The 25,319-nt window shown below is 36.2% G+C and carries 15 protein-coding genes; 13 read left to right on the top strand and 2 right to left on the bottom strand.

Going from position 1 to position 25,319, the window contains the following annotated elements:
- Positions 1-60: 60 nt before the first annotated feature.
- Genes ACHZAX_RS03635 through ACHZAX_RS03645 form a run of 3 tightly spaced genes read left to right on the top strand, consistent with a single transcriptional unit; the run spans position 61 to position 1,863 of the window.
- Entirely contained in the window at positions 61-441 is a 381-nt protein-coding gene (locus ACHZAX_RS03635; RefSeq protein WP_101311420.1) for a pyrophosphohydrolase domain-containing protein, read from the top strand.
- Between the two features lie 16 nt (positions 442-457).
- Positions 458-1,249 (top strand): PhzF family phenazine biosynthesis protein, encoded by a 792-nt coding sequence (locus tag ACHZAX_RS03640; RefSeq protein WP_101311421.1) that lies wholly within the window; start codon positions 458-460, stop codon positions 1,247-1,249.
- 38 nt (positions 1,250-1,287) lie between these two features.
- Entirely contained in the window at positions 1,288-1,863 is a 576-nt protein-coding gene (locus ACHZAX_RS03645) for a pentapeptide repeat-containing protein (protein ID WP_320018049.1), read from the top strand.
- 54 nt (positions 1,864-1,917) lie between these two features.
- Here ACHZAX_RS03645 and ACHZAX_RS03650 read toward each other — a convergent pair whose 3' ends face one another.
- Positions 1,918-3,588 (bottom strand): alanine/glycine:cation symporter family protein, encoded by a 1,671-nt coding sequence (locus ACHZAX_RS03650; RefSeq protein ID WP_320018050.1) that lies wholly within the window; start codon positions 3,586-3,588, stop codon positions 1,918-1,920.
- A gap of 267 nt (positions 3,589-3,855) precedes the next feature.
- On the opposite strand from ACHZAX_RS03650, the gene ACHZAX_RS03655 reads away from it, so the two are divergent.
- From ACHZAX_RS03655 to ACHZAX_RS03665, 3 genes are all read left to right on the top strand, one after another.
- Complete coding sequence (locus ACHZAX_RS03655) at positions 3,856-4,482, top strand: hypothetical protein (RefSeq protein ID WP_320018051.1); 627 nt, start codon at positions 3,856-3,858, stop codon at positions 4,480-4,482.
- 118 nt (positions 4,483-4,600) lie between these two features.
- Entirely contained in the window at positions 4,601-5,278 is a 678-nt protein-coding gene (locus tag ACHZAX_RS03660; protein ID WP_320018052.1) for a tetratricopeptide repeat protein, read from the top strand.
- A gap of 98 nt (positions 5,279-5,376) precedes the next feature.
- Positions 5,377-7,869: an endonuclease MutS2 gene (locus ACHZAX_RS03665; RefSeq protein WP_320018053.1), complete on the top strand. Its 2,493-nt coding sequence runs from the start codon at positions 5,377-5,379 to the stop codon at positions 7,867-7,869.
- A 553-nt stretch (positions 7,870-8,422) separates the two neighbouring features.
- On the opposite strand, the gene ACHZAX_RS03670 is transcribed toward ACHZAX_RS03665, so the two are convergent.
- Positions 8,423-9,601, bottom strand: coding sequence for a CD0519/CD1768 family membrane protein (locus ACHZAX_RS03670; protein WP_101311428.1), 1,179 nt, complete (start codon positions 9,599-9,601; stop codon positions 8,423-8,425).
- A 243-nt stretch (positions 9,602-9,844) separates the two neighbouring features.
- On the opposite strand from ACHZAX_RS03670, the gene recQ reads away from it, so the two are divergent.
- The 7 genes from recQ (at position 9,845) to ACHZAX_RS03705 (ending at position 25,318) form a co-directional block, all read left to right on the top strand.
- Positions 9,845-11,959 (top strand): DNA helicase RecQ, encoded by a 2,115-nt coding sequence (gene recQ / locus ACHZAX_RS03675; protein WP_320018054.1) that lies wholly within the window; start codon positions 9,845-9,847, stop codon positions 11,957-11,959.
- 241 nt (positions 11,960-12,200) lie between these two features.
- On the top strand, positions 12,201-14,318 hold the full coding sequence (locus ACHZAX_RS03680; protein WP_320018055.1) for a S9 family peptidase: 2,118 nt from the start codon (positions 12,201-12,203) through the stop codon (positions 14,316-14,318).
- An 81-nt stretch (positions 14,319-14,399) separates the two neighbouring features.
- Complete coding sequence (locus ACHZAX_RS03685; RefSeq protein WP_101311431.1) at positions 14,400-15,167, top strand: LytR/AlgR family response regulator transcription factor; 768 nt, start codon at positions 14,400-14,402, stop codon at positions 15,165-15,167.
- A 402-nt stretch (positions 15,168-15,569) separates the two neighbouring features.
- Complete coding sequence (locus tag ACHZAX_RS03690) at positions 15,570-17,309, top strand: hypothetical protein (protein WP_320018056.1); 1,740 nt, start codon at positions 15,570-15,572, stop codon at positions 17,307-17,309.
- Positions 17,310-17,378: 69 nt separating this feature from the next.
- On the top strand, positions 17,379-18,239 hold the full coding sequence (locus ACHZAX_RS03695; RefSeq protein WP_320018057.1) for a BT1926 family outer membrane beta-barrel protein: 861 nt from the start codon (positions 17,379-17,381) through the stop codon (positions 18,237-18,239).
- Between the two features lie 340 nt (positions 18,240-18,579).
- Positions 18,580-21,129, top strand: a complete 2,550-nt coding sequence (locus ACHZAX_RS03700; RefSeq protein WP_320018058.1) for an NACHT domain-containing protein — start codon at positions 18,580-18,582, stop codon at positions 21,127-21,129.
- A gap of 184 nt (positions 21,130-21,313) precedes the next feature.
- The gene (locus ACHZAX_RS03705) at positions 21,314-25,318 is read left to right on the top strand and encodes a hypothetical protein (protein ID WP_320018059.1); all 4,005 of its coding nucleotides are present in this window, start codon (positions 21,314-21,316) and stop codon (positions 25,316-25,318) included.
- Position 25,319 lies beyond the last annotated feature (1 nt).

The following is a 25,319-nucleotide window of genomic DNA, read 5'->3' on the forward strand; positions in this document are numbered from 1 at the left end:
AAAAGAATTGGTGATATTTAAACTTTAAAGTCATTTTAAGAAAAATTGAATGAAAAGAGTATGACAGCATTAGAAAAGGTGAATGAATTTCACGAAGCATTTGGTGTAAATATTGAAAAGGAGCCAGTAATTCCAGCAATAGAAAGATGTGAATTAAGACAAAATATCATTCAGGAAGAAGTAGATGAATTGAAAGTGGCCTGGAAATCTGGAAATTTAGTTGAGGTGGCAGATGCATTGGCAGATATTCACTACTTGATTATGGGCACGGTGCTCGAATTTGGTCTTCAGGACAAATACGCTGAGATTTTTAGTGAAGTGCATCGAAGCAATATGAGTAAATTGGATAAAAACGGCAATCCTGTTTATCGGGAAGATGGGAAAGTGATTAAGTCGGAACTGTACTCAAAACCAGAGATTGCAAAAATCTTAAATCGTTAGGACAAATAGTTACATTATGAAACTTCAGAAATATCATGTAGATGCCTTTACAAATAAGTTGTTTGGTGGAAACCCGGCTTGTGTTATCCCTTTAAAAGATTGGTTGCCTGATGAAATCATGTTTTCCATAACCAAAGAGAATAATTTGGCTGAAACAGCTTTTTTTATTGAAGCTCAGGGTGGATTTCACATTCGTTGGTTTACTCCTGAAGTGGAAATGGATTTATGCGGGCACGCTACATTAGCAACGGCTCACGTAATTAAAAATCATCTTGATTATAAAGGTGATGTAATTCGGTTTCAATCGGCAAGCGGAGAATTACAAGTGAGTTTTGAGGCTGATAAATACGTGTTGGATTTTCCTTCCCGAATGCCTAAAATTGCCGAATTGCCCGAAATTATAAGTGCAGGTTTAACTATTCAGCCCAAAGAGGTTTATTTGGCCAGAGATTATGTATTGGTTTATGAATCGGAAGAGCAAGTAAAGGCATTAAATCCCGATAAAAATAAATTGGAACAAATTGATTTGGGACATGGAGGAATAATTTGCACTGCAATAGGAAATGAAGCAGATTTTGTATCCCGGTTTTTTACGCCGGGAGCAAGTATTTTTGAAGATCCGGTAACAGGATCGGCGCATTGCAGTCTGGTTCCATTTTGGAGTGACCGCTTGAATAAAATTGATTTGTTAGCTTATCAGGTGTCTGGTCGGCATGGTGTTTTGTATTGCACCAACAAGACGGATCGGGTATTGCTTCGTGGGAATGCAATAACCTATAGCATTGGAGAAATTTATTTGGAACGGTGAGAATAATTTAGGAAATGAACTAGTAAATTTAAAATGAAATGATGCCAAAAGTATATATAGAAGATCAGGTTTTTGAAAAGAAGAATTATTCCCTGGAAGCTTTGCCAAAAGGAGAGTATGAGAATTGTCGTTTTGTGAATTGCTCATTTGCCAACAGCGATTTGTCTGAGAATATTTTTTTAGAATGTGAGTTTGAGCAATGCGATTTAAGTCTGGCGAAATTAAATTACACGGCTCTTCGCGATGTAATTTTCAAAACCTGCAAAATGGTTGGACTTGGCTTTCAGGATTGCAACCAATTATTGTTGGCGGTTCAGTTTAATGATTGCCAGCTAAAACTGGCATCTTTTTACAAGTTAAAATTAAAGGCAACGAAATTCATTAATTGTAATTTGCAGGAGGTAGATTTTACAGAAACTGATCTTAATGGATCGACAATGGACAATTGCGATTTGAGCAGAGCCGTTTTCGAATATACAAGTATTGAAAAGGCAGATTTACGAAGCTCTTTTAATTATTTGATCAATCCAGAAATCAATAAAATTAAAAAAGCGAAATTTTCTTTACAAGGAGTGGTTGGTTTATTAAGTCAGTTCGATATCGAAATTGGATAATTGGGTTATAAAAAAAGAGACTCACTTTGAGTCTCTTAAGTTATGTGGGATGATTTAAATTTCGCCCGGATATTCTTTTGAAAATTTATCAAGGTAATTGTTCATGGTTCCTTTCATATCTTTTCGCAATAGTAAAATACCAATAAGATTGGGAAGTGCCATAAGTGCAATGGTAATTCCCGAAAGAGTCCAGATAACTGTTGTATCGGCAAACGAAGCAATAAAGAAACCAATGCAATAGATGATTCGGTAAGGAAGAACACCTTTTGCACCAAACAGGTAGGTTACCGAACGGCCACCATAGTAGGCCCAGGCAATAGCTGTTGAAAAGGCAAACAGAAGCAATCCAAGGGAGACAATCCATTTTCCCCATTCTCCAAACAAGCTTCTTGTAAATGCTTCTGCGGTTAAGGGAGCCGAGTGCATTAATGAATTTCCTTGAAAATATTCGCCATTTTTATTTACGTATTTTCCGTTTTCAATGCGAAGTGTTCCGCTGTACAATTCTTCATCGTTTTTGTAAACTTTCACTTCTTCGGCAAGTGAACGTGAATTAATAATAGAAACTGGATTTTGAACAATTCCATTTTCTACCTGTAATTCACCAGAGAAAACGGGCAAATCTGTTTTCCCATTTAAATAATTGTAAAGTTTATCCTGATCTTTCGTGTTCGAATCGTTATACTGATCAGCCATAATCACCATATCAGTATTTTGAAATCGGTTGGGAAGTTTTTCCTGCCAAACCCCCGAAGATAAAATAACCAATCCGGTTAAAGAACAAATAATAATGGTATCAATAAATGGTTCCAGAATAGCAACCATTCCTTCCGATACGGGTTCTTCGGTTCGGGCCGCGGCGTGAGCAATTGGCGCGGATCCCTGTCCGGCCTCGTTACTAAATAAACCACGGTTTACACCACGGTTAAATGCATAAGCAAAACCAGCTCCCAGGAAACCACCTGTTGCAGCTGTTCCTGTAAATACATTTGCGAATACCGAAACCAGCGAAGGGATGATATTTTCGTAGTTATAAAGAATTACGGATATTGCACCCACAAAATAGATGATAGCCATTGCAGGAACCAGTTTGTCAGTAACCTTTACAATTCTTTTTATTCCTCCCAAAATTACAAATGCGAGCAATACAGCCAAAACACCGCCGGTAATCATTTGATCGAAGCCAAAAGTAGAATATAGAGAACTTGATATGGAATTAATTTGCGGCAGACTACCGGTACCAAAAGAAGAAACAATTGTCATAGCGGCAAAAAAACCGGCAAGCCAGGGCATTTTTAGTTTGTTTTTCATGTAGTACATCGGTCCGCCGGATATAAATCCTTTTTCGTCCGTTTCACGATATTTATGCGATAGGGTAACCTCAACAAATTTGGTGGTCATCCCCAAAAATGCGGTTACCAACATCCAGAACAATGCAGCTGGACCTCCTAAATAAATAGCAAATGCAACTCCTGCAATATTCCCGGTACCAACAGTGCCGGAAAGTGCAGTGGCTAAGGCTTGAAAATGAGAAGCATCTCCTTTTTCGCCGGGTTTGTCGTATTTTCCCCGAACTACTTTAAGAGCGTGTTTAAAAAATCGGATTTGTGGAAACTTAAGGTAAATGGTGAAAAATATACCAGTGAAAAGCAGCAAAAGAGTAAACCAATTGCTTCCTCCTAAATAGATTTCAATTCCGGCTAAAAAGTCGTTTAATTTGTGCATAAAATAGGGGATTAGTAATTTTTGGGTTAATAGATTTATTTTAAAATCTTTCTAAGATAAAGGTTTATTTTGAATAGTCTAAAATTGAAATTAAGAACATTCTCTTATTGGGAAGTTACACGAACAGGGTGGTAAGGAATAATGCAGTACTTTATTCTTGATAAAATACATTACTTAATACTTTATATAATTTGTTTTTAAATAATAGTTATATTAAATTTATTGAGTTTTTTAATTTATGTTATTTTTAATAAAATATTAATTAAAATGAAAAAAGTATTTTTTACAATTTTGGCAGTTGCATTTTCCTTGTTGGTAATGGCACAGGAAAAAACGAAACAAAAAGAAGTCGGACTTTCCTTTAGTAATCTGGATGAATTTGGAATTACCTACAAAGTAGGTACACAAAAAGCGATGTGGAGATTTAATACTCTTCTTTTAACCGGAGGAAAGACTACCATGAAATATCCGGAGCAATATCGGCAGGTTCGAGATGAGTATACAGATAAAGACTTTGGCTTAAATTTAATGGTAGGAAGAGAGTTTAGAAAATCAATTGACGATAACTTCGAGTTTAGATACGGTTTCGATTTGTCTTTTAGCAACTATAAGCTAACGCATGAGGATAAAACGATGGAAGACTTACATGATTGGAGAAAAACGGTAAGTAAAGAGTCGAGCTATGGGTTTAATTTGGTTTTCGGGTTTAATTATGTGTTTAAAAATAAGCTTGTTGTTGGAGTGGAAGCACTTCCAAATGTAAGTATTATAGACGGTGAAATTAAGAAAAGTGCTTACTATGGAGGTTTTGAGACGGAGAAATCGGATATTTCAGGTTCTAGATATGGATTGAAGAATAGTTCTGTTCTATTAACTCTCGCCTATCGATTTTAAGAAATAGAACAATTCTTATTTTTAATGCTGAATTGGACTGTTATTCGATTCAGCATTTTAATAGATTTTTAACCTTTTGTTATAACATCACAATTGGTTACTGCCTAAATTTTAATTTATGAAATTAACAATATCATTTTTCTTACTGCTGGTTGCTCTTCAGTTTAACGCGGAAGCGCAAGTTTATGATGTTTCTCTTGCTGATAAAAACAAAGCGATCGAATTATACAATCTTGCAATTGAGAATAATAAGAATAGTAAGGTGAGCGAAGCATTTGAACAGTTTACTAAAGCAATTTCAATAGACTCAACTTTTCGTAATCCATATTTGCAATTATATACTGTCGCTATGAACGATTCTACTAAAATCGACACAGCTATATCCATTTTGCAGAAATCTAAAAAGATATTTCAGCAAGACGATGAGATCTGTTACTATTTGGGCGAAATGTATAAAGCTAAAGGAGAAGTAAAAAGAGCAATGGCAGAGTATAGTATGGCAATTGCTTACAGTAAAATGAATGGTGAGGATTTCTATCTGGTGCATCGTTACTACTTTAACCGAGCTAATATTTGTCTGGAAAAAAACATGATTAGTACTGCAGTTTTAGATTATACCTACGCACTTAATTTAAAACCTGATTATGGTGTTGCTTTTGCAAACCGAGGCATTTGTTTTTTTAAGATGGGAGAGATAGAGGCAGCATGTAAAGATTGGAAACAAGCTGTAAGCTTGGGAGTAAGTCAGTCTGAAGAATATGTCGAGAAAAATTGCCAGGCAGAAGTTCTTCAATAATATCAAGGAATAGCACAAGCGTGTTGTTCCTTTCTTTTTGTGCATCCAAGTCTTTTATTAATTTTGCAGAAGAAATAATTAAGATTGTAGAGCAGCGCGTGATATATCCGGAAAATTTTGAAGCAAAAATACGGTTCGATAGAGTAAGAGAACTGGTTAAAAAGCAATGTTTAAGTTCATTGGGGCGTGATTTGGTGGATGCCATTCAGTTTACCTCTTCTTTTAACATGGTGAATCGTTTGGTGAATGAAACCAACGAGTTTAAAACCATTTGTTTAGATGAGGACAGCTTTCCTTTAGGATATTTTATTGATGTTCGTCAAAGTCTCGAAAAAGCAAGAATTGAAGGGACTTATCTGGAGTTGGAAGAGCTTTACAATCTAAAAAGATCTTTGGAATCTATTTCTGCCATACTTCGATTTTTTCAGAATACAGAAGAAAAGGAATATCCATATCTGAAAAAGTTGACGGGGAATGTGAAAATGTATCCCTTCATTTTTGATCGGATCAATGCGATTATCACTAAAAACGGCAGAATAAAAGACAATGCATCGCAGGCACTGCAGCAGATTCGCAGTAGTCTTATTCAAAAGCAATCGACCATTTCGAAGCGGATGCAAACTTTGCTGCGTGCAGCACAAAAAGAGGGTTGGGTCGATCAGGATGTAGCTCTCTCTATTCGCGACGGAAGAGCTGTTATTCCCATTCCATCGGCTCACAAACGAAAAATTAAAGGAATTGTTCACGATGAGTCGGCAACAGGTAAAACCAGTTATATCGAGCCATCGGAAATTGTTGAAACAAACAATGAAATTCGTGAGTTGGAATATGCCGAACGTCGCGAAATCATTAAAATACTGCAGGAATTTACCGCTCAGCTTCGACCTTATATAGGTGATTTATTTAAGGCATTCGAGTTTTTGGCAAAAATGGATTTTATTCGTGCCAAAGCGATGTTTGCCATACAGGTAAAAGCAGTACTGCCAAAAATGGTGAAAACGCCGACTGCCCTTTGGGAGAAAGCTGTTCATCCCTTGCTTTACCTTACTCTTCAGAAAGAAGGACGAAAAGTAGTTCCTCTTAGTATCGAAATTAGCGATGAGCAGAGGATGGTGTTGATTTCCGGACCAAATGCCGGAGGTAAATCGGTTTGTCTCCAATCCCTGGGGCTGATGCAGTATATGTTTCAGTGCGGTTTGTTGGTTTCTATGGGCGAGGAATCTAAAATTGGAATTTTCGACAACATTTTCATGGATATGGGTGACGAGCAGTCCATTGAAAATGATTTGAGTACCTACAGTTCTCATTTAATGAATATGAAGCATTTTCTTCGTCACTCGAATACTGATACAATGATTTTGATTGATGAATTTGGGTCGGGAACCGAGCCCGCATTGGGGGGAGCCATTGCCGAATCAATTTTAGATAAGCTAAACCGCAAGAAGGTACGAGGTGTAATCACAACTCACTATTCGGGTTTAAAACATTTTGCATCAGAGGCCGATGGGATTGAAAACGGAGCCATGTTATACGATTCTCACCAAATGCAGCCTTTGTTTCAATTAGCGGTGGGGAAACCGGGATCATCTTTTGCATTCGAAATTGCGCGTAAAATTGGTTTGCCCGAGGATATTTTGAAAGATGCTACGGAAAAAATCGGTGAAGATCATATCAATTTCGACAAGCACTTGCGTGATATCGTCCGCGATAAGCGATATTGGGAAAGCAAACGTGATAACATCCGTAAAAGTGATAAGAGACTGAATGTGTTGGTAGAACAATACGACAAAGAGTTGAAAGAAGCCAGCAAGCTTCGAAAAGAGATAATAGAGAAAGCAAAAGAAGAAGCAGCTCAGTTATTGAACAGCGCAAACAAATCCATCGAAAAAACCATTCGGGAAATTAAGGAGAATAAAGCTGAAAAAGAGCGTACCCGCGAAATCAGAAAAGAATTTGAGCAGGTTAAAATTCAATTGACTGAGGGGGAATTGGAAGAAGAGGAGAGAATCAATAAGAAGATTCAGAAGCTGAAAGAGCGCTCAAATAAAACAAAAAAAGAGAAAGCAGGAGATGAATCCAAAGCTCCGGTTACAGCAAAAAGTAAAGTTCAGTTCAATCCCGATGTGATCGAAAAAGCCGATTTGGTGAAGCTTGACAATCAATCCGCCGTAGGCGAAGTAATTGAGATCAACAAAAAAACTGCGGTGGTGGCCTTTGGCAGTATTCTTACTTCGGTTAAGGTGAATCGATTGACGAAAGTGAGTCGGTCTCAGGTTAAAAAGGAGGAAAAGACTTATAACAGAACTTCTTCTTTAATTCAGGAAAAAATATCGAAACGCAAGCTAAGCTTTAAAGCCGATTTGGATGTAAGGGGAATGCGTGGTGAAGAGGCATTGCAGGTGGTAATTGACCATATCGATGATATCATCATGCTGGATGTGCACGAATTTCGAATTTTGCATGGAACGGGAGGAGGAATTCTTCGTCAAATGATTCGCGAATATTTACAAACAGTTGATTTGGTGCAGCACTTCCGTGATGAAAAAATTCAAATGGGCGGGGCAGGAATCACCGTTGTAACTATGGAGTAAGCTTCCCGCAAGTATTTAAGACCTAAAATTTGTTCGTGGTTTGGTGTCCTGCACTAGCTTGGAGCCTCCAATCAAATAGTTTGAAGGTTCCCTGCAAAGCTTGGAGCCTCCAATTAAATAGTCTGAAGGTTCCCTGCAAAGCTGGGAGCCCTGCTTCAGAATTGAAATTGTGCTCCCGCACGCTTGTTTACCTGCACCGTAAAGGTAGTTTTGTGTCTTGCAATAGTGAAATACCCCATCTAACAAGTGAAATTGATATCTGTACGTGTGCAGGGACAGAACCAGATAGTGCCAGTGAGGCTCACAGCTTTGCAGGGAGCGAACATTCCATCGATAGCTGGGCTTTCAATACATGTGGTATTGTATATTTTCTATTTTGCGCTGATTCCAACAAGGTTAAAAGACACAAAATACGAACCTCAATTAGGCTTTCACTATTGTTAAAGGCCAAATCGAAAACAATTTGAGGGAAAACAGATTCGCAGATCAATCCCAATTATAAAAAAATGCCATCTACAGGAGATGGCATTCAAAATATAGGTGTGAAATATATTTATTGAAATAAAGTTACAAGTACATAGAGGTAATGGGCAAATGTACCCGCTATAATTCCTCCGATTGTGTGCGAAAGCAAGGCTTTTGATGTTAATTCCCGATAGTTAAGTGTATCAAGCATGGCTGTATGAGTACTTAAATAGCCACTCCAACACATCCCCATTGCGGTAAACACAGCAATAACATTTCCATCAATAATTCCTTTTGCAATAAATGCTTTAACCAAAGACATTGCCGCACCTACCGCTCCTAATGATGTAATTGGGAATGCAATTAATTCAGGATGCTTAAATCCAAACAATCCTTCGAACAACCACCAGATGTGTCCGGCCAGTTCAGGCAGTAATGGAACTCCTTCGTAGGCAATTCCCTGATAACCCAAACTTGCATCTTTAGGGCCAAAAGTCAGCATCATTACCATGGTCGAAATAATTAGTACGCCGGGAATAATAGCCAATCCTAAATCAACACCCGACTTCCCTCCATCCAAAATAGAGTTCAGAAACCGCAGAAATACGCCACCTTCCGATTTAAAACTGATTTTTTCAGTCGCTCCTTCAAAATCATCATCTTTACGCACAGGAATATTACCTTTAATCAACCGCTGCATCAATCTGGTCGAAACAACAGCACCAGCCAAAGCTCCAGAAAGTCCTATTAATGCAGGTACAAATAGATTTTCTTCACTTCCTGGTATCCTAAGAGTAGACATGAAAGTGATTACGATTAAGCCCATTCCAAAAGCAGTACCAAAATTGGTTAAAGAAACGAGTTGGTAGTTTTTAAAATACTTGCTGAAATTTTTATCCTTTGCCAAACTGATAATAGCAGGGTTGTCGGATAGAAAAGTTAGAACTCCGGCCAAAGCAGCAACGCCAGGAAGATTAAACAGCGGCCTCATTAAAGGGGCAAGAATTTTCTCGAGTAAACGAACCACACCAAATTCAATCAGCAGCTTGCCTAAAGCTCCTGAAAGTACTGTGATTCCCATAATGTAGAATACGGTATTCATTAGTAGATCCCATGCCGTATGCATAATGGTATTTAGCATGTTGGCAACACCCATTTGGTGACCAACGTAACCAAAAATTCCGAAAAAAGTAAGCAGAAACATTACTGCCTCATACCTTCGTTTCTTAAGGAAATCAGTTTCCTTAATCGACTTAATTGCGTTCATAATTTTTGTTTGTGTGTTTGTTGTTTGTATTTCGCTGCAAAAGTAATTTTTTGGCTAATGATGATGTTTTTTTTGTGTATGATCTTTGTCAGGTTTAAGATATCATTGATATGTTTAAAAAAAGCCACCGGGAAATCTTGTTTTACTTGGATTATTAATGAATTGAGATCTGTTGTGTTGATAAAATCATTTTTTAGCTATGCACAATTGTAGTAGCTTTGTTGTCCCTTTCAAAATTGATCCATGACAACAGCCAAACGCGCATTAAAAAAATATTTTGGATACGACCATTTCCGCCCCTTACAGGAAAAGGTTATTAAATCCGTACTTCAGGGTGAAGATGCCTTGGTGATTATGCCAACGGGTGGCGGTAAATCCATCTGTTATCAAATACCTGCTTTAATAATGGAAGGAGTTACTGTGGTAGTTTCTCCTTTAATCGCTCTAATGAAAGATCAGGTGGAAGGTTTGCATGCCAACGGAGTTGATGCAGCTTTTTTGAACAGCTCACAGTCCTCGCAGCAACAGGCAGATGTTATGGAAAGAATCACGGAAGGAAGTGTAAAACTGCTGTATGTTTCTCCGGAGAAATTACTTAGTCACGATTTTTATTATTTGCTTTTACAGCTTAAGGTAAATTTATTTGCCATTGATGAAGCACATTGTATTTCTGTTTGGGGGCACGATTTTAGGCCGGAGTACGCCAAAATGGCCTATTTGAAAAAACAATTTCCTCATGTGCCGGTAATTGCTTTAACCGCTACTGCTGATAACTTAACTCAGAAAGACATTGTTAACCGGCTTGGACTGGCAAACCCTAAAAAATTTAACTCTTCATTCGATCGTCCCAATTTAAGTTTGAATGTGGCGCCGGGTAAGGACAAATTTAAAACCATACTTGGATTTCTTCGCCAGCGGCCACATCAGGCAGGAATTATATACTGTTTAAGCAGAAAAGCAACTGAAGGCCTGTCCGAAAAATTGAAAAATGCCGGGGTAAATGCTTCCTACTATCATGCTGGATTATCAGCCGAGGAAAGAGCACGCCGGCAAGAGGATTTTATTAATGATGAAGTTCCTGTAATCTGTGCTACCATTGCCTTCGGAATGGGAATCGACAAGTCGAATGTACGCTGGGTGATTCATTACAATCTACCGCGGAATATAGAATCTTACTATCAGGAGATTGGTCGTGCCGGCCGGGATGGATTAAAGGCTGATACACTTTTGTTTTATAGCTTTTCGGATGTAATCGTTCATCGGAAATTTATCGGGGAATCGGCACATAAAGAAGTTTCACATGCCAAATTGGAGCGGATCCAGCAATTTTGTGATGCTCAAATATGCCGAAGAAAGATTTTGCTTAATTATTTCGGTGAGCATTTGGAGGAGAACTGCAACAATTGTGACGTATGTAAAAATCCTCCCCGCGTATTCGATGGAACAATAATAGCACAAAAGGCATTTTCAGCCATTGTTCGGTTAAAAGAAAAAGTCCCTGCAGGAATTTTAATTGATGTGATTCGGGGTTCATCGCGTCAGGAAATTTTGAGTAAGGGATATCAGAAAATAAAAACTTATGGCGTTGGTAAGGATATCGCGCATCAGGATTGGCAGCAATATATGCTTCAACTTTTAAATTTAGGTTTTATTTCTGTTGCATACGACGAAGGGAATGCCCTAAAGCTGACAGCGCAGGGGCGAGAAGTTCTTTTTGGTGAACGATTTGTAAATTTGGTTCATTTGGCTTCTATGAAGTCCGATCCGGAGGTAAAACCTATCCTGAAAACCGGGAAGCAAGAAGCCAGAGAGGGTTTGTTCGAAGCATTGCGAAAATTGCGTTTGCAAATTTCAAGAGAAGAGAACATTCCTCCTTATTTAGTATTCTCTGATGCCAGTTTGCAGGAAATGGCTCAGGAAGAACCTACAAGTGAATTTGAAATGAAATTGATATCGGGAGTTGGAGTTCGAAAATATCAGTTGTACGGTGACTTATTCATTAATGAAATTGTAGAGTTTGGTCAGAAGAAGAATCAGGAAGCCAAAAAAAGCGGCGAATCTTTTTATCAGACTTATGAATATTACAAGCAGGGATTTTCGGTAGAAGAAATTGCGAGTATCCGTAAAATAAACCCGGTAACCATTTATTCTCATTTGGCATCACTCTACGAAAAGGGTGCAGATATCGATTTAACAGAGTATCTGAATTCTTCAGAATTGGAACAAATAGAAGACGCTTACCGGTCTTTGAATGAGACTGGTAATGTTAAGGATCTCTATTTATTTATGAAAGAAGAGGTTGAGTATTATAAAATACGACTAGGAATCTCCTATCTAAAAGTTCTTTCGTCCAGTTAATTTTAGCCTAAATCGTCCATATATCCACTGCATCGAGAATATTCGTATATTATAGTTATTTTTGTTAAATTAGTTCTGGTTTATTAACAAAATACCTGCAATTATTTTTTTATAATTGCAGGTGAAGTTTACACCTTTAAATAACCTACTAATATGAAACGTCCATGTATAAAGCTTTCTACACACAGGGAGATGATTATATGGTAAGTTCCATATGACAAAAACTTAAAATTATAAACATATGAAATTTAAATTGTTTTTAAGCATTGCTGTAACTGCACTTTTAGCAATGTCTTGTGGTCCGAAAGCAACAACACCGAAACCACCTGTTGCAAAAAAAATAGCGAAAGAACTTACAATCCATGGTGATACCCGGATTGATAATTATTATTGGATGAATCAGAGGGAAGATACAGCCGTAATTAATTATTTGAAGGCAGAAAACAGCTATACTGATGCTATGATGAAGCATACGGAAGAATTTCAAACAAAGTTGTTTGATGAAATGATTGCCCGTATTAAGAAAACAGATGAATCTGTTCCTGCTAAATCCAATGGATTTTATTATTACAGCAGAACAGAAGGTGATGCAGAATACTCTTTGTATTGCAGAAAAGAAGGATCTTTAGATGCAGAAGAACAAATCATTCTTAATGTTCCTGAAATGGCGAAAGGCTATAGTTTCTTTAGTATAGGAGATTATTCGGTTAGTGAAAACAATAAAATTCTTGCCTATTCTGAAGATACTTTAAGTCGTAGAAGATATACCATAAAGTTTAAAAGCCTGGTTGATGACAAAATTTATGCTGATGAAATTGTAAATACAACAGGAGGCATTACATGGGCAAGTGATAATAAAACAGTTTTTTACACTGTGAAACACCCTGAAACCTTATTGCCTTATAAAGTACTTAAGCATGTTTTGGGTACACCAGTTGAAAAAGATGAATTGGTTTACGAAGAAAAAGACAATACTTTCTATACATTTTGTTACAAAACAAAATCCAGAAAATATATTATAATTGGTTCAACCAGTACTCTTTCTGCTGAATACAGATATATCGATGCAAGTAAGCCTAACAGTGAATTCAGTATTTTTCAGCCCCGCGAAAAAGATTTAGAGTATAGTATTGATCATTTTAAAGGAGATTTTTACATCAGAACTAATTATCAGGCAAAAAACTTTCGTTTGATGAAAACTCCGGTGACTAAAACAACGAAAGAGAATTGGATGGAAGTAATTCCGAATCGTGATGATGTGTATTTAAGTAATTTTGAGATTTTTGAAAATTATTTGGTTGTCGGCGAAAGAAAAAATGGTTTGAATCAACTGCGAATCAGACGTTGGGCAGACAATGAGGAACATTATCTCGATTTTGGTGAAGAAACTTACGATGCCTGGATTTCGACAAATCCTGAATTTGAAACAGATGTTCTTCGCTACGGTTATACTTCATTAACAACACCATCGTCTACTATAGATTACAACATGGCTACGAAGGTGAAAACGGTAATGAAACAGCAGGAAGTTGTTGGTGATTTTGATAAGTCTAATTACGAGGCCAAAAGAATTTGGGCAACAGCTGAAGATGGAACAAAGGTACCTGTTTCGTTGGTTTATCGTAAAGATAAATTCAAAAAAGGAACCAATCCGCTCTGGTTGTCTGCCTATGGTTCTTACGGCAGTAGTTCCGATGTATATTTTAGTTCTGTTCGGTTGAGCTTATTGGATAGAGGATTTGTTGTAGCTACTGCACATGTACGCGGTGGTCAGGAAATGGGACGCTATTGGTATGAAGATGGAAAGCTTTTAAAGAAGAAAAATACTTTTACCGATTTTAATTCTTGTGCTGAGTACATGGTAGCCGAAGGATATGCTGCAAAAGATAAAGTTTTTGCCTGGGGTGGAAGTGCAGGAGGATTGCTGATGGGAGCAATTTGTAATATGCGGCCAGACCTTTATAGAGGAGTTATAGCTGCTGTTCCCTTTGTTGATGTTGTAACAACAATGTTGGATGAATCGATTCCATTAACCACTGGTGAGTTTGATGAGTGGGGGAATCCAAAGAATAAGGAATATTACGATTACATGCTTTCCTATTCACCTTACGATAATGTGGAAGCGGAAGATTATCCTGCTATGTTGGTTACAACAGGCTTGCACGACTCTCAGGTTCAATATTGGGAACCTGCAAAATGGGTCGCTAAATTACGTGATATGAAAACGGATCATAATCCTTTGTTGATAAAAATTAATATGGATTTTGGTCACGGTGGTGCTTCCGGGCGCTTTGAACGCTATCACGAAGTTGCATTAGAATACGCTTTTGTTCTTGATCTGGTAGGAATTACTAAATAATTAGACATAAATATGAAAAAAGCACTCTATATAGAGTGCTTTTTTTATATATTTAGGTTCATATTAACCTAATAAAGGCTGATGATAAAGACGCTAATTGTTGATGATGAATTAAAAAGCCAATCAACTCTGCATAAATTGTTGGAGATGTATTGTCCCGGAGTAGATGTTATTGGGTTTGCACATAATGTTGAAACTGGGATAGAAGCAATCAATACTTTAAAGCCGGATTTGGTTTTTTTAGATATCTCTATGCCAGATGGAGATGGATTTGAAGTTCTGGAAAGAGTCGCAAATCGTAATTTTGAGGTGGTTTTCACAACTGCTTTTAATGATTATGCAATTAAAGCTTTTCAGTTTGCTGCATTGCATTATTTGTTAAAGCCTATTAATTATATTGAATTACAGAGTGCTGTTAAACGTTTTAAACAAAATCATCAGGATGTTGATCTAAATGAGAAAATAAAGATTTTGTGTGATAGTTTAAGTAATCATCATCAGAAAATAATTCTCCCCACATCAAATGGACTGCGAATTATAGAATTGAATCAGATTCTTCGATGCGAAGCAGATGGCAGTTACACCAATTTCTATTTGAGTGATAATACCGTATTGATGGTTTCTAAGGTATTATCCAATTTTGAGGATATATTGCCTGAAGAGATATTCTGCAGAGTTCACAGCAAGCATTTGGTAAACCTGAACTACATCAGCCAATACATCAAGGGAAGAGGAGGGCGTATTATTTTATCTTCCGGAAAGGAAGTTGAGGTTTCAGAAAGTAAGAAAAAGGACTTTTTAAAAAGATTAAAGCACTTGGCTCATTCATTAAATAAAGTAAAGAAATAGTTAAAACTGATATCTGATTTTTGAAATTAGTTCATAAAGGGAAGCTTAAAAAGCTTCCCTTTATTTATTAGGAAAAATAAACATAAAACGTTAATAGATATAGTTTTATCTATATAATGATTCATAATAAATTAAAACATAAGTAATTAGAAGTTTAAATATTGTGTTTGATTGTTGCTTGATGTATCTTATTTAAATTCCTTGTATTTGTTTAAAATAACATAGTTATGGATTCATTTGACGTGATTGTAATGTTTAATAACGTATATACATAATAGAGATTGGTAAATCAAATGATATAAATTAAATTCGCGCTGAACAAAATATATAGGTGTTTGGTTTTGTAAATGCTGAATATGTTTTGTGTTTAATGTGAATTTTTAATATAAAACAAAAACAGTTATGAAGTTGAAATTATTATCTCTTGGTTTATTGGCACTTGGTTTTGTTGCTTGTGAAACTTATGAAGAGTCTGATTCTGTTGCAAATATGAGAAATGCCAGAGCAGAGTATTTTAAATCTGAAGCGGCTATTAATCTGGCAAAAGCCACAGTTGAAGAGGCGAATGCTGCCTATAGAAATGCAGAAGCAGCTCTTAAGAACTTTGAAGCAGCTCTTAAGGAAGCTGACGTTAAAGCTAAACAACTTGCGAATGCTAAAACTGAAGCTTTAAATGCAATGGAAATTGCGGAAGCGCAAGTAAGGAGTGATAATGCTATGCTTCAGTTGGCGAATGACAAAGTTGTTTTATCTAACGCATTAATATCCCTTGAAAATGCTAAAATTGCTTTAGAAGGACAAAAGATAACAGCTGAATATGATTTTACTGTGATAGCCAACGATTTAGTGAGACGTAAAGATGACGCATTAAATTTGGCTTATGGTAAGTATACAGGGGCTTATGGAGTATGGAATGCATCAACAAATGATTTATTAGATGCAAATGCTGATTTGATTAATGCTAAGTATGCATTAGCTGGTGCTAAGTATGATTTTGATAATATTGATGTTAAAGGTAATAAAGAAGCAGAAATTGCACTTTTAAACACTACCAAAGCTGGATATGTTGCTAGCTTAAAAGTAGTAAGCGACCTAAAAGAAACCAATGATTGGGATGCTTTTATTGTTAAAAGAGATGCTAAGGTAGCTGAGCAATTGGCAGCTGAGACAATTCAAACTAATAAAACAAATGCTGATGTAGCTGCTGCTATTGTTGCTAAAGATTCTGCTGATGCTGCTGCTGATGTTGCTGCTGATGTTGCTAAAAATGCTGCTGATGCTGTTACTGCTGCTGGTGATGTTGTTGCTGCTGCATATGATGATATTACGACTTGGGTTGGAGAAAATGCTGGTGCTGCTTCTAGCCTTGAAAAAGGTATTTACTTGACAGTTGCAGCCAGACAAGCTGGTTTTGATGCTGCTAAAAATGAAACGTCAGCTGCTAAAGATGCTATGGATGCTAAGCAAGATGAACTTGATGCTCCAGGTCTAACTACATATGAGACAGAATTATTAGAAGAAGAGTTAGCTGCTCTAACTAAAGATTATATTGATAAAAAAGCTATCTCTGATGATTTCGTAGCTACTTTTGATGCTAAGGTAGCAGAATTAAATGCTGCTTATACAGCAGCTATTGCGGCTGAAGATGTTGCTAAAGCTGCTGCCAAAGATGCTGCTGATGCTAAAGATGCTGCTGATTTGGTTGCCGCGGCCGCTGTTGCTGCTGCTGATGCTGCTGCTACTGCTGAAGCTGAAGCTATTTCTGCAATTAAAAAAGAGGTTGATCGTTTGAATGCTTTAGTATTCATTTATAATACTTCTACTGAGGAAAAAACATCAGCGACTCTTGACAATATGGCTGATAATATTGATGATGCTATTAAAGCCTTAGCAGGTGGAACATTAAAAGATGGAACTGAAGTAGTTGGTGATATCCCAACTGTTGAAAAAGCTATCTACGCAGCAGAGAAAACTCTTGCTGAAATTGTGGCTGGAGATTACGATCAAGCTAAAGCAGTTCGAGATCAAGAACTAGTTATCGCGAAAGCGGAAAGTAACATTGAAACACTTAAATTATTGGTTGCTAAAGCTAAAGCAGACTTAGACGCCAGACAAGCTGAATACAATGCTTTATTAAACTAGAAGTGAAAATACAGAGTCTTCTCTCTTGGGGGGAGGCTCTTATGAAATCAAATTCAAAAACAAAGAGTTATGTGTAGAAAAATTATTTCTTTGATTTCCTTATCACTTTTATTGTGTACTGCTGTATATTCTCAAGGTAAAATGGAATTGTTGCCAAAAAAAGGCAATTTCACGGTTGCATTGGTATTAGGTGATAATGACGTTACTGACATAGATCCAGCTGTATTACCTAATTATTCTGTATATGATAATTTTAACAATTATTATGTTTCAAGATTAGGTGCTGATGATAATTTCTCAGTAAAGCAACCAGCGTCAATAACTAATATGGCGGGTGTTTCGTTAAATTATTTTTTAAGTGACAAGATCTCCTTAAACTTGTTTGGTTCATATGGTTACAAATCTACTCCGGGTGAAGAAGCTTATAGTGGAGTGTTGCCAATGAGTGATTCTAAAGGGAATGTAATCGAAGGATCAGAGATCCCGGCTATTCAAGGAAGTCCTGAAACAACAAATCATAAGCTTTACTTGTCTGCTGGTGCTGATTATCATTTCAAATTTGATCAGGATGTGAAAGCACTGAGAAATACTGATTTTTATTTGGGAGGTCGTTTTAATTTTATGTACGAGCGTCTTGAGAAAAATCAGATTTCTTGGTTGAAAGATGATAAGGGTGATTACAGTGTGAATTCTGAAGGAGGTGGAGTTGCAACTGCAGAGGCTATTGGTTTCGGTGGTGCTTTGGTAGGTGGAGTTGATTACTATTTTACTCAGTCTTTATTTATAGGACTTGAGGTGAATGTTTTTAATTTTATGTATCAACATACCGAAATTGTTAAAATGCCAGGTGTTCAAGGTGCTGATCAAAAAACAACATTCATGAATGCGATGTCATACCCAAGACTTAAAATTGGATTTAAAATCTTTTAAGGCTTAAGTAGAAAGATTTGTATTTTACAAGAAATATTTGAATTCCCGGTTTTACCTATTGGTAAGGCCGGGAAAATTTTATTTTATGAAATCCTAACTAGGGTTTTGTGGTTATTCCATATAATAAAGATATTGTTACTGTTGGCGTATTTAGGGGTCTTAAATATTGTTTTAATCAGGTGTTTTCGCGATTGATAGTATCATCACGTTACTATAAGCTGAAACAACACAGATATAAATTTATTGTCCCTGAAGATAAATTGTGGATTGTCGCGATGAGATTTCTTATTTACTTTCATCCGAAATTTGATTAAGATCACTACAATATACTATTACGACAATGATTGAACGACTGAAATCGGAAGTTTTAAAGAAGTTTGGTTCAGAGCTATTGTATACTAAAGCGTGTCGTATTTTGGCTGATGAAATTTGCGAGGAAACCGGATACCGGATTAGTACTACCACTATTCGGCGAATTTATGGATTCTTAAAAACAAGGACTACTCCAGCAAAATTTACATTGAGTACACTTTCCATTTATGTTGGTTATTCAACTTGGGAGCAATTTTGTGCTTCACAGGGTGGTACTATAAAATCTACTTATAAGAAAAAAAGAAATTGGAATGATTTATATGAAAAATCACTCGAACTCAGTAAGGAAACGTATCAATTAGTTGCCGGGCAATCAGGTATTCCATTTCATTCAGTTGTTAGTCGGTTTCATGCCGAAGAAAGAATTAGATGTTTTTTGAATTCATCGAAAATGGCAACTGGTTTTATTGCTCCGGGAGGTTTTGGCAAATCCACTATGTTAGCCAAGTGGTTCGAGAAAAATTGGATTAGAAAACAAAGTGATGATGTCATTTTATATCTGAATGCATCATTCATGCTTAGTTTTATAAATAAGGATTTCAGCTTGGATCGTTGGATTCAGGATCAATTAGATTTTACAGAGAAGGATACTTTGAAACATTTTCTTGAAAATCCTAAAGATTGTGACGCTCGAATAATATTTGCCATCGATGCGCTTGATGAAATCACATATGATAATATTAAACTGGAAAGGCTGTTTCTTCAGATAAAACAGTTTATATCAAATTATAAGGATTCTGATAAGATAAAACTAATAATAACTTCCCGTTGCTCAACTTGGGAGAAATTTGCCTTACCATTTGTAATAAAAGGAAATGCTATTCAAAATAGTTGGTATGAGCTGGGTTTGAAAGTAGATTCTCAGGATTATCAGAATCTATATCCTTTAACAAATGATGAAATTGAATATGTTATTGATCGTACAATCAATAATAGTTTTTCGACTCAATTTTCAGTTAAGGAATTGTCCTTCCAACAAAAGAAAATGATTTCTAATCCTTTTTATCTGGAATTATTCGTGAAATTATACAATCCGAATAAGCATTATGGCAATAATCAGGGGCAAGAGTTGTTAAATGAATTTTTAAGAAACAAAGTGTTTTATTCCAGATTTTCGGAAGAGAAGATGGATATTTTATATGGTATTTTGAAATTGATTGAACATGGGAAGAATGGAGTCGCTGCAAAAAAAATGGAATTGCGGGATGCTTTTCCAATCCATCTGAAAACTGCAGGGAATTATTTTTGTGCCTATGAGGAATTAATTTCATATGGTTTGTTAACCGAATTTATCACCATAAATGAACACAATAGTTATTGTAAGTATGTGAAAATTACCAGCGAGTCCTTATGTGAGACTTTGATTGGTTTTAATCTCATTCAGCAAAATGGAGGGATTGATTTTCAGCTGATTAAAACTGTTGAAGATGAGTATTCTGGTTTTGATATTAAAAATAGACTAATTAGCTTTTTATACACGAATGCTTTCTATAATGGGAAACATCTGGAATTAAAAAACTTTTTTGAATTAAGTGACGAGACACTTTCAGATCGTGAGGTGATTGATACCGTTCTTAATTCAGCGATTTATTCAGATGATCGGAAAATAGAGTTAATGGAACATTTTGCAACACAGAAACGAGCTGAAAAGTATCTGTTTAAGGATTTTCCAGATATCTATAATATTAGTAAAGGAGATAAGGCTATATTAGAAATATTTGCAAAAAAAGGACAATCTAAAAGTGTACGAATAAAGTCACATTCACTGTTGCTGTTGAATTCTGTATTTACCATGGATATAGAGAATATAGAGCAGTATTATCAGGAATTAAATGCAGAAGAGATTGATTTGTCATGCACAGGAATTGATATCTCAATGAGGCTTTCCAGTATTTTGATTTACAATCATTTCATCAGTAAGGAATCTAATGAAATTGAGATTTTAATGATGTTTTATCACAGGGAAATGGCTTATAATCATCTGGATGATAATTATTCACTTAATGGTGAATTTGAGCTTGTTATTTGTATGGTATTGATTTATATGAAATCCTTTCATAAGGTTCTTCAATTAATTGATGATGTTGAGCATTTGTATAAAACAACTGAGTCGAAAAAATCAAGTTTAAATTACAGAATTCTGCAATGCTATAAATTATCTGCGCAGCATAGTTTAGGTATGGAAATGACTAAAACTCAAATTGAGTTTTTAAAATCATGCGAAAGTGAAATATTAGCTTCAAAAAATTATTTCCTGCAAATATATTATCATTCGTTTCTTAGTTCTGTTCAGTTTTCAGAAGGGAATCGCGTTCAGGTGGAAAGACATTTTAATTCAGCTATGGAAATTTGTGATGAAGCTAATTACAGATTGTGTTCTTTAGGAATCCTAAAGAAAATGGTAATATATTATAATGAATGGGGTGAGAAAACAAAAGAAAGCATTTGTTTATCGGAAGAAAAGGATATTTTAAGAGATGTCAGCTCAATATTTGATATGGAAACTCTTTTTGTTTAGAAGTTTAGAGAAATATTTGATAGAGCTGTTTGCAAGTGCAAATAGCTTTATTTAGTTTATAATCCTCTGTTTTCATTTCAAAATTTTAACTTTACCATTATTGCATTAGATTTTATTAATTTGCAAGAAGAAGTGGCTGATAAGTCTATTTTTTTTATGATAAAGTAAAAGCGTTTTTTTTGATATGAATAATCCTTCAAAATTTCACATATTAACAGTTTTTTCTATTTTTTTATTCTTTCTGTGTTGTTTTCCTGATTTCGCTGTTGCTCAGGATAAATATTCAATTTTCGGAAAAGTAAAGATTGAAAACGGAAGTATTGAGAATACTCGAATTACTATTTTAAAAAATGCAGAAAAGATGGAGTCGGGAATTGTTGATAATAGTGGTAAGTTTGAATACGAATTGGATTTTGGAAATGAATATATTTTCGAGTTTTCGAAAGAGGGATTTGTTACCAAGAAAGTTAGCATTTCCACTTTTGTACCATTAGATATTCTTAGCAGGGACAATCAATTTCCACCCTTTAAATTTATGGTTTCCTTATTTCCAGCTTATGAGGGGCTTGATCTTTCCGTTTTTGATCAACCCATGGGAATGATCATGTACGATAAGGAATTAGATGACTTCGATTATGATCGGGATTACGATGCGCAAATTAGAGATGCAATTAAAAAAGCTGAGGAAGAAGCCAAAAAAAGAGCGGCAGAGTTAGAGGCGCAAAGATTGGCAAAAGAACGAGCTTACAAGGCGGCGATTCAAAGAGGTGATGTTAATTTTAATGCAAAAAAATATGATCTGTCGAAAGCAGGCTATAATGAGGCTTTGGCAATTATGCCTGATGAGGATTATCCAAAAGCACAATTGCAAAAAATTGATGAATTGATAGGGCAGGAGCTGGCTAATGCGGAGGAAAAAGCCCGTCTCGAAGCAGAGCAAAAAGCCTTGGAAGAAAGGTATTTAGCATTAATCACTCAAGCTGATAACCAATTCGGGACAAAGGATTATAAACTTTCTAAAGCGAACTATACAAGTGCTTTAGAAGTAAAACCAAACGAAGCATATCCTAAAAACCAGATTCAGAAAATTAGTGATTTATTGGCGCAGCAAGCACAGTTAGATGCCGATAAAAAAGCTATGGAAGAGAAGTATGCATCAATAATTGCAATTGCTGATTCGCAGTTTTCAGATGGAGACTATCAGTCTTCCAAAACAAATTATGCAGAAGCTTTGAGTTTGAAGACCGGAGAGGTTTATCCAAAATCGCAAATTCAAAAGATTGATGGGATCTTGGCAGACCAGCAAGCTGAAGCTGATGAGGCTGCTCGCTTGCTTGCTGCAAAGAAAGCCTTGGATGAAAAATATGCATCGATCATTAATTTGGCTGATTCTCAGTTTTCCTCAGGCGATTATCAGTCCTCGAAAAACAGTTATTCAGATGCTTTAAGTTTGAAATCTGAGGAGGAGTATCCAAAATCTCAAATACTAAAGATTGATGGGATCTTAGCGGATCAGCAAGCTGAAGCTGATGAGGCCGCTCGCTCGCTTGCTGAAAAGAAAGCCTTGGATGAAAAATATGCATCGATCATTAGTTTGGCTGATTCTCAGTTTTCCTCCGGCGATTATCAGTCCTCGAAAAACAGTTATTCAGATGCTTTAAGTTTGAAATCTGAGGAGGAGTATCCAAAATCTCAAATCCAAAAAATTGATGGGATATTGGCAAAGCAACTGGCTGAAGCTGATGAGGCCGCTCGCTTGCTTGCTGAAAAGAAAGCTTTGGATGAAAAATATGCATCGATCATTAGTTTGGCTGATTCTCAATTTTCAGCCGGCGACTATCAGACTTCAAAGTCCACTTATTCAGATGCATTGAGTTTGAAAGTAAACGAGACATATCCAAAATTTCAAATTCAGAAGATTGATGGAATATTGGCACAGCAATTAGCTGAAGCTGATGAGTCCGCTCGCTTGCTTGCTGAAAAGAAAGCCTTGGATGAAAAATATGCATCTGTTGTTGCGTTGGCCGATTCACAGTTTTCATCAGGCGATTATGATTCTGCAAAAAACACATACAAGGATGCGTTAAATTTAAAGTTGGCAGAGATGTATCCAAAAACTCAAATTCAAAAGATCAATGAGATATTGGATGCTCAGCAAGCGGAAGCTGATAAGGCTACTCGTTTACTTGCTGAAAAGAAAGCCTTGGACGAAAAATATGCATCTATAATCAAATTAGCCGATTCTCAATTTTCATCTAATGATTATCAGGCTTCTAAAACAAGTTATTCCGATGCTTTAAGTTTGAAGATTGACGAAGTTTACCCTAAATTTCAAATCCAAAAGATTGATGACATATTGGCAAATCAGCAAACTGAAGCGGAAAATGCAAAACGTTTGTTAGCTGAGAAAAAAGCCCTGGATGAAAAATATGCATCTGTCATTAAGTTGGCTGATACCCAATTTTCATCAGAAGAATATCAATCAGCCAAAACCAATTATACGGAAGCTTTGCGTTTAAAAGCTGGAGAAGTGTATCCCAAAACTCAAATTCAAAAAATTGATGAGTTACTGGCTAACCTACAGGCAGAGGCTAATGAAGCAGCTCGATTGGCATCGCAAAAGAAAGCTTTAGATGATAAATATGCATCAATTATTGCGTTGGCAGACTCTCAGTTTTCCAGCAGTGATTACCAATCGTCTCGAACGAGCTATACGGATGCTTTAGAATTAAAGGGGAAGGAATCTTACCCAAAGGCACAAATCCAAAAAATTGATGATATTTTGTCTGAACAGAAACGTTTGGCCGAGGAAGAAGCTAGATTGGCTATAGAGAAAAAGGGACTGGATGAAAAATACAATTCATTTATTGCTTTAGCCGATTCTCAATTTTCTTCAGAATCTTATGAATCAGCGAGAAAAAACTATATTTTGGCTTTAGAAATCAGGAGTAATGAAAGTTATCCAAAAACTCAGATTCAGAAGATTGACGACATCGTGAAACAGCTGAAAGCCAAGGCTGAAGAAGAAGCCAGAATTGCTGAGGCTTTACAAGCCACTGAAAGAGAGTATAGTAATTGCATCGCTCTTGCTGATAAATATTATGAAGGAAAAAGATGGCAATCTGCAATTGGGGAGTATGAAAAGGCTCAAAAGCTGAAGCCAAAGGATGTTTATCCTCCGAATCAAATAGAAGAAATTAAATTGATATTGAAAGAGTTGGAGAGGTTGGAAGAGGAAAAATCAACATTACAGTATCAGTACAAAGCTTTGCTTGAGGAAGCAGATCAGTTTTTTGGCCGGGAAGACTACATAGCCGCAATTGGAAAGTATCAGGGAGCATTGGATTTAAAACCAGCAGAATCTTATCCTAAAAATCAGCTAAAGAGAATTGAAGTATTACTGGAGCAGCAAGCAAGAGAAGCTGAAAAGTTGAAAGAGTTGAATCGTTTATATGGCGAGGAAATAAAATTAGGAGATAAATTTCTGAAAGAAGAGCAATTTAGTGTTGCACGTCATCATTTCAATTCAGCACTTAGTATGAAGCCGGAAGAGGAGTATCCTAAGCAGAAATTGGAAGAGATTGAGAAATTAGTGGAAGCTTTAAAGCTGGCTGACAAGGAGGTTGTTTCAAACAACCCAACTAATTTTGAGAAAAAACTATCTATTGCAAAGGAACGGGAATATGCATCAAAAATTGCAAAGGCTGATGATTCATTTAACGCATCGCATTTTACGGTAGCGAAGGTGATGTATGAAAGAGCTCTTGAATTATTCGATAGAGATTATCCTAAAAAGAAATTAAAGGAAATTGATAAATTGATAAGAGAAGGTAAGAATTCTGAACTAACAGAGGAATATCGTAAGTTAATTGCCCGAGGTGATGAAGAGTTGACTAAAAAGAACTATTCCGTAGCAAAATTCTATTATCAGAAAGCCAAGGACTTAGATACTTCTGAAAAATATGCCAATAAGCAATTGGATAAAATTGAGGAGTTTATCAATTCGAAGAAAAATCAGAAGCTTGAGGCTGAGTATAAAAAAGTTGTTACCCAGGCAGATGAAGCATACGATAAGGGAAATTATTCTGTTGCCCGTTTCTATTACAGAAAGGCTGAGAATTTGAAATCGAATGAGTCTTATCCAAAAGAAAGATTGAAATTGATACAGGAAAACCAGAGAAATAAGTAGT

The sequence above is a fragment of the Labilibaculum manganireducens genome (assembly GCF_963665805.2).
In the GTDB taxonomy this organism is placed as follows: domain Bacteria; phylum Bacteroidota; class Bacteroidia; order Bacteroidales; family Marinifilaceae; genus Labilibaculum; species Labilibaculum manganireducens.

Excerpts from the sequence above, each read along its gene's own strand:
- ACHZAX_RS03705 (WP_320018059.1), top strand. The coding sequence starts at position 21,314 with ATGAATAATCCTTCAAAATTTCACATATTAACAGTTTTTTCTATTTTT.
- ACHZAX_RS03690 (WP_320018056.1), top strand. The coding sequence starts at position 15,570 with ATGAAGTTGAAATTATTATCTCTTGGTTTATTGGCACTTGGTTTTGTT.
- recQ (WP_320018054.1), top strand. The coding sequence starts at position 9,845 with ATGACAACAGCCAAACGCGCATTAAAAAAATATTTTGGATACGACCAT.
- ACHZAX_RS03685 (WP_101311431.1), top strand. The coding sequence starts at position 14,400 with ATGATAAAGACGCTAATTGTTGATGATGAATTAAAAAGCCAATCAACT.
- ACHZAX_RS03650 (WP_320018050.1), bottom strand. The coding sequence starts at position 3,588 with ATGCACAAATTAAACGACTTTTTAGCCGGAATTGAAATCTATTTAGGA.
- ACHZAX_RS03695 (WP_320018057.1), top strand. The coding sequence starts at position 17,379 with ATGTGTAGAAAAATTATTTCTTTGATTTCCTTATCACTTTTATTGTGT.
- ACHZAX_RS03640 (WP_101311421.1), top strand. The coding sequence starts at position 458 with ATGAAACTTCAGAAATATCATGTAGATGCCTTTACAAATAAGTTGTTT.
- ACHZAX_RS03680 (WP_320018055.1), top strand. The coding sequence starts at position 12,201 with ATGAAATTTAAATTGTTTTTAAGCATTGCTGTAACTGCACTTTTAGCA.
- ACHZAX_RS03645 (WP_320018049.1), top strand. The coding sequence starts at position 1,288 with ATGATGCCAAAAGTATATATAGAAGATCAGGTTTTTGAAAAGAAGAAT.
- ACHZAX_RS03670 (WP_101311428.1), bottom strand. The coding sequence starts at position 9,601 with ATGAACGCAATTAAGTCGATTAAGGAAACTGATTTCCTTAAGAAACGA.
- ACHZAX_RS03635 (WP_101311420.1), top strand. The coding sequence starts at position 61 with ATGACAGCATTAGAAAAGGTGAATGAATTTCACGAAGCATTTGGTGTA.
- ACHZAX_RS03660 (WP_320018052.1), top strand. The coding sequence starts at position 4,601 with ATGAAATTAACAATATCATTTTTCTTACTGCTGGTTGCTCTTCAGTTT.
- ACHZAX_RS03700 (WP_320018058.1), top strand. The coding sequence starts at position 18,580 with ATGATTGAACGACTGAAATCGGAAGTTTTAAAGAAGTTTGGTTCAGAG.
- ACHZAX_RS03655 (WP_320018051.1), top strand. The coding sequence starts at position 3,856 with ATGAAAAAAGTATTTTTTACAATTTTGGCAGTTGCATTTTCCTTGTTG.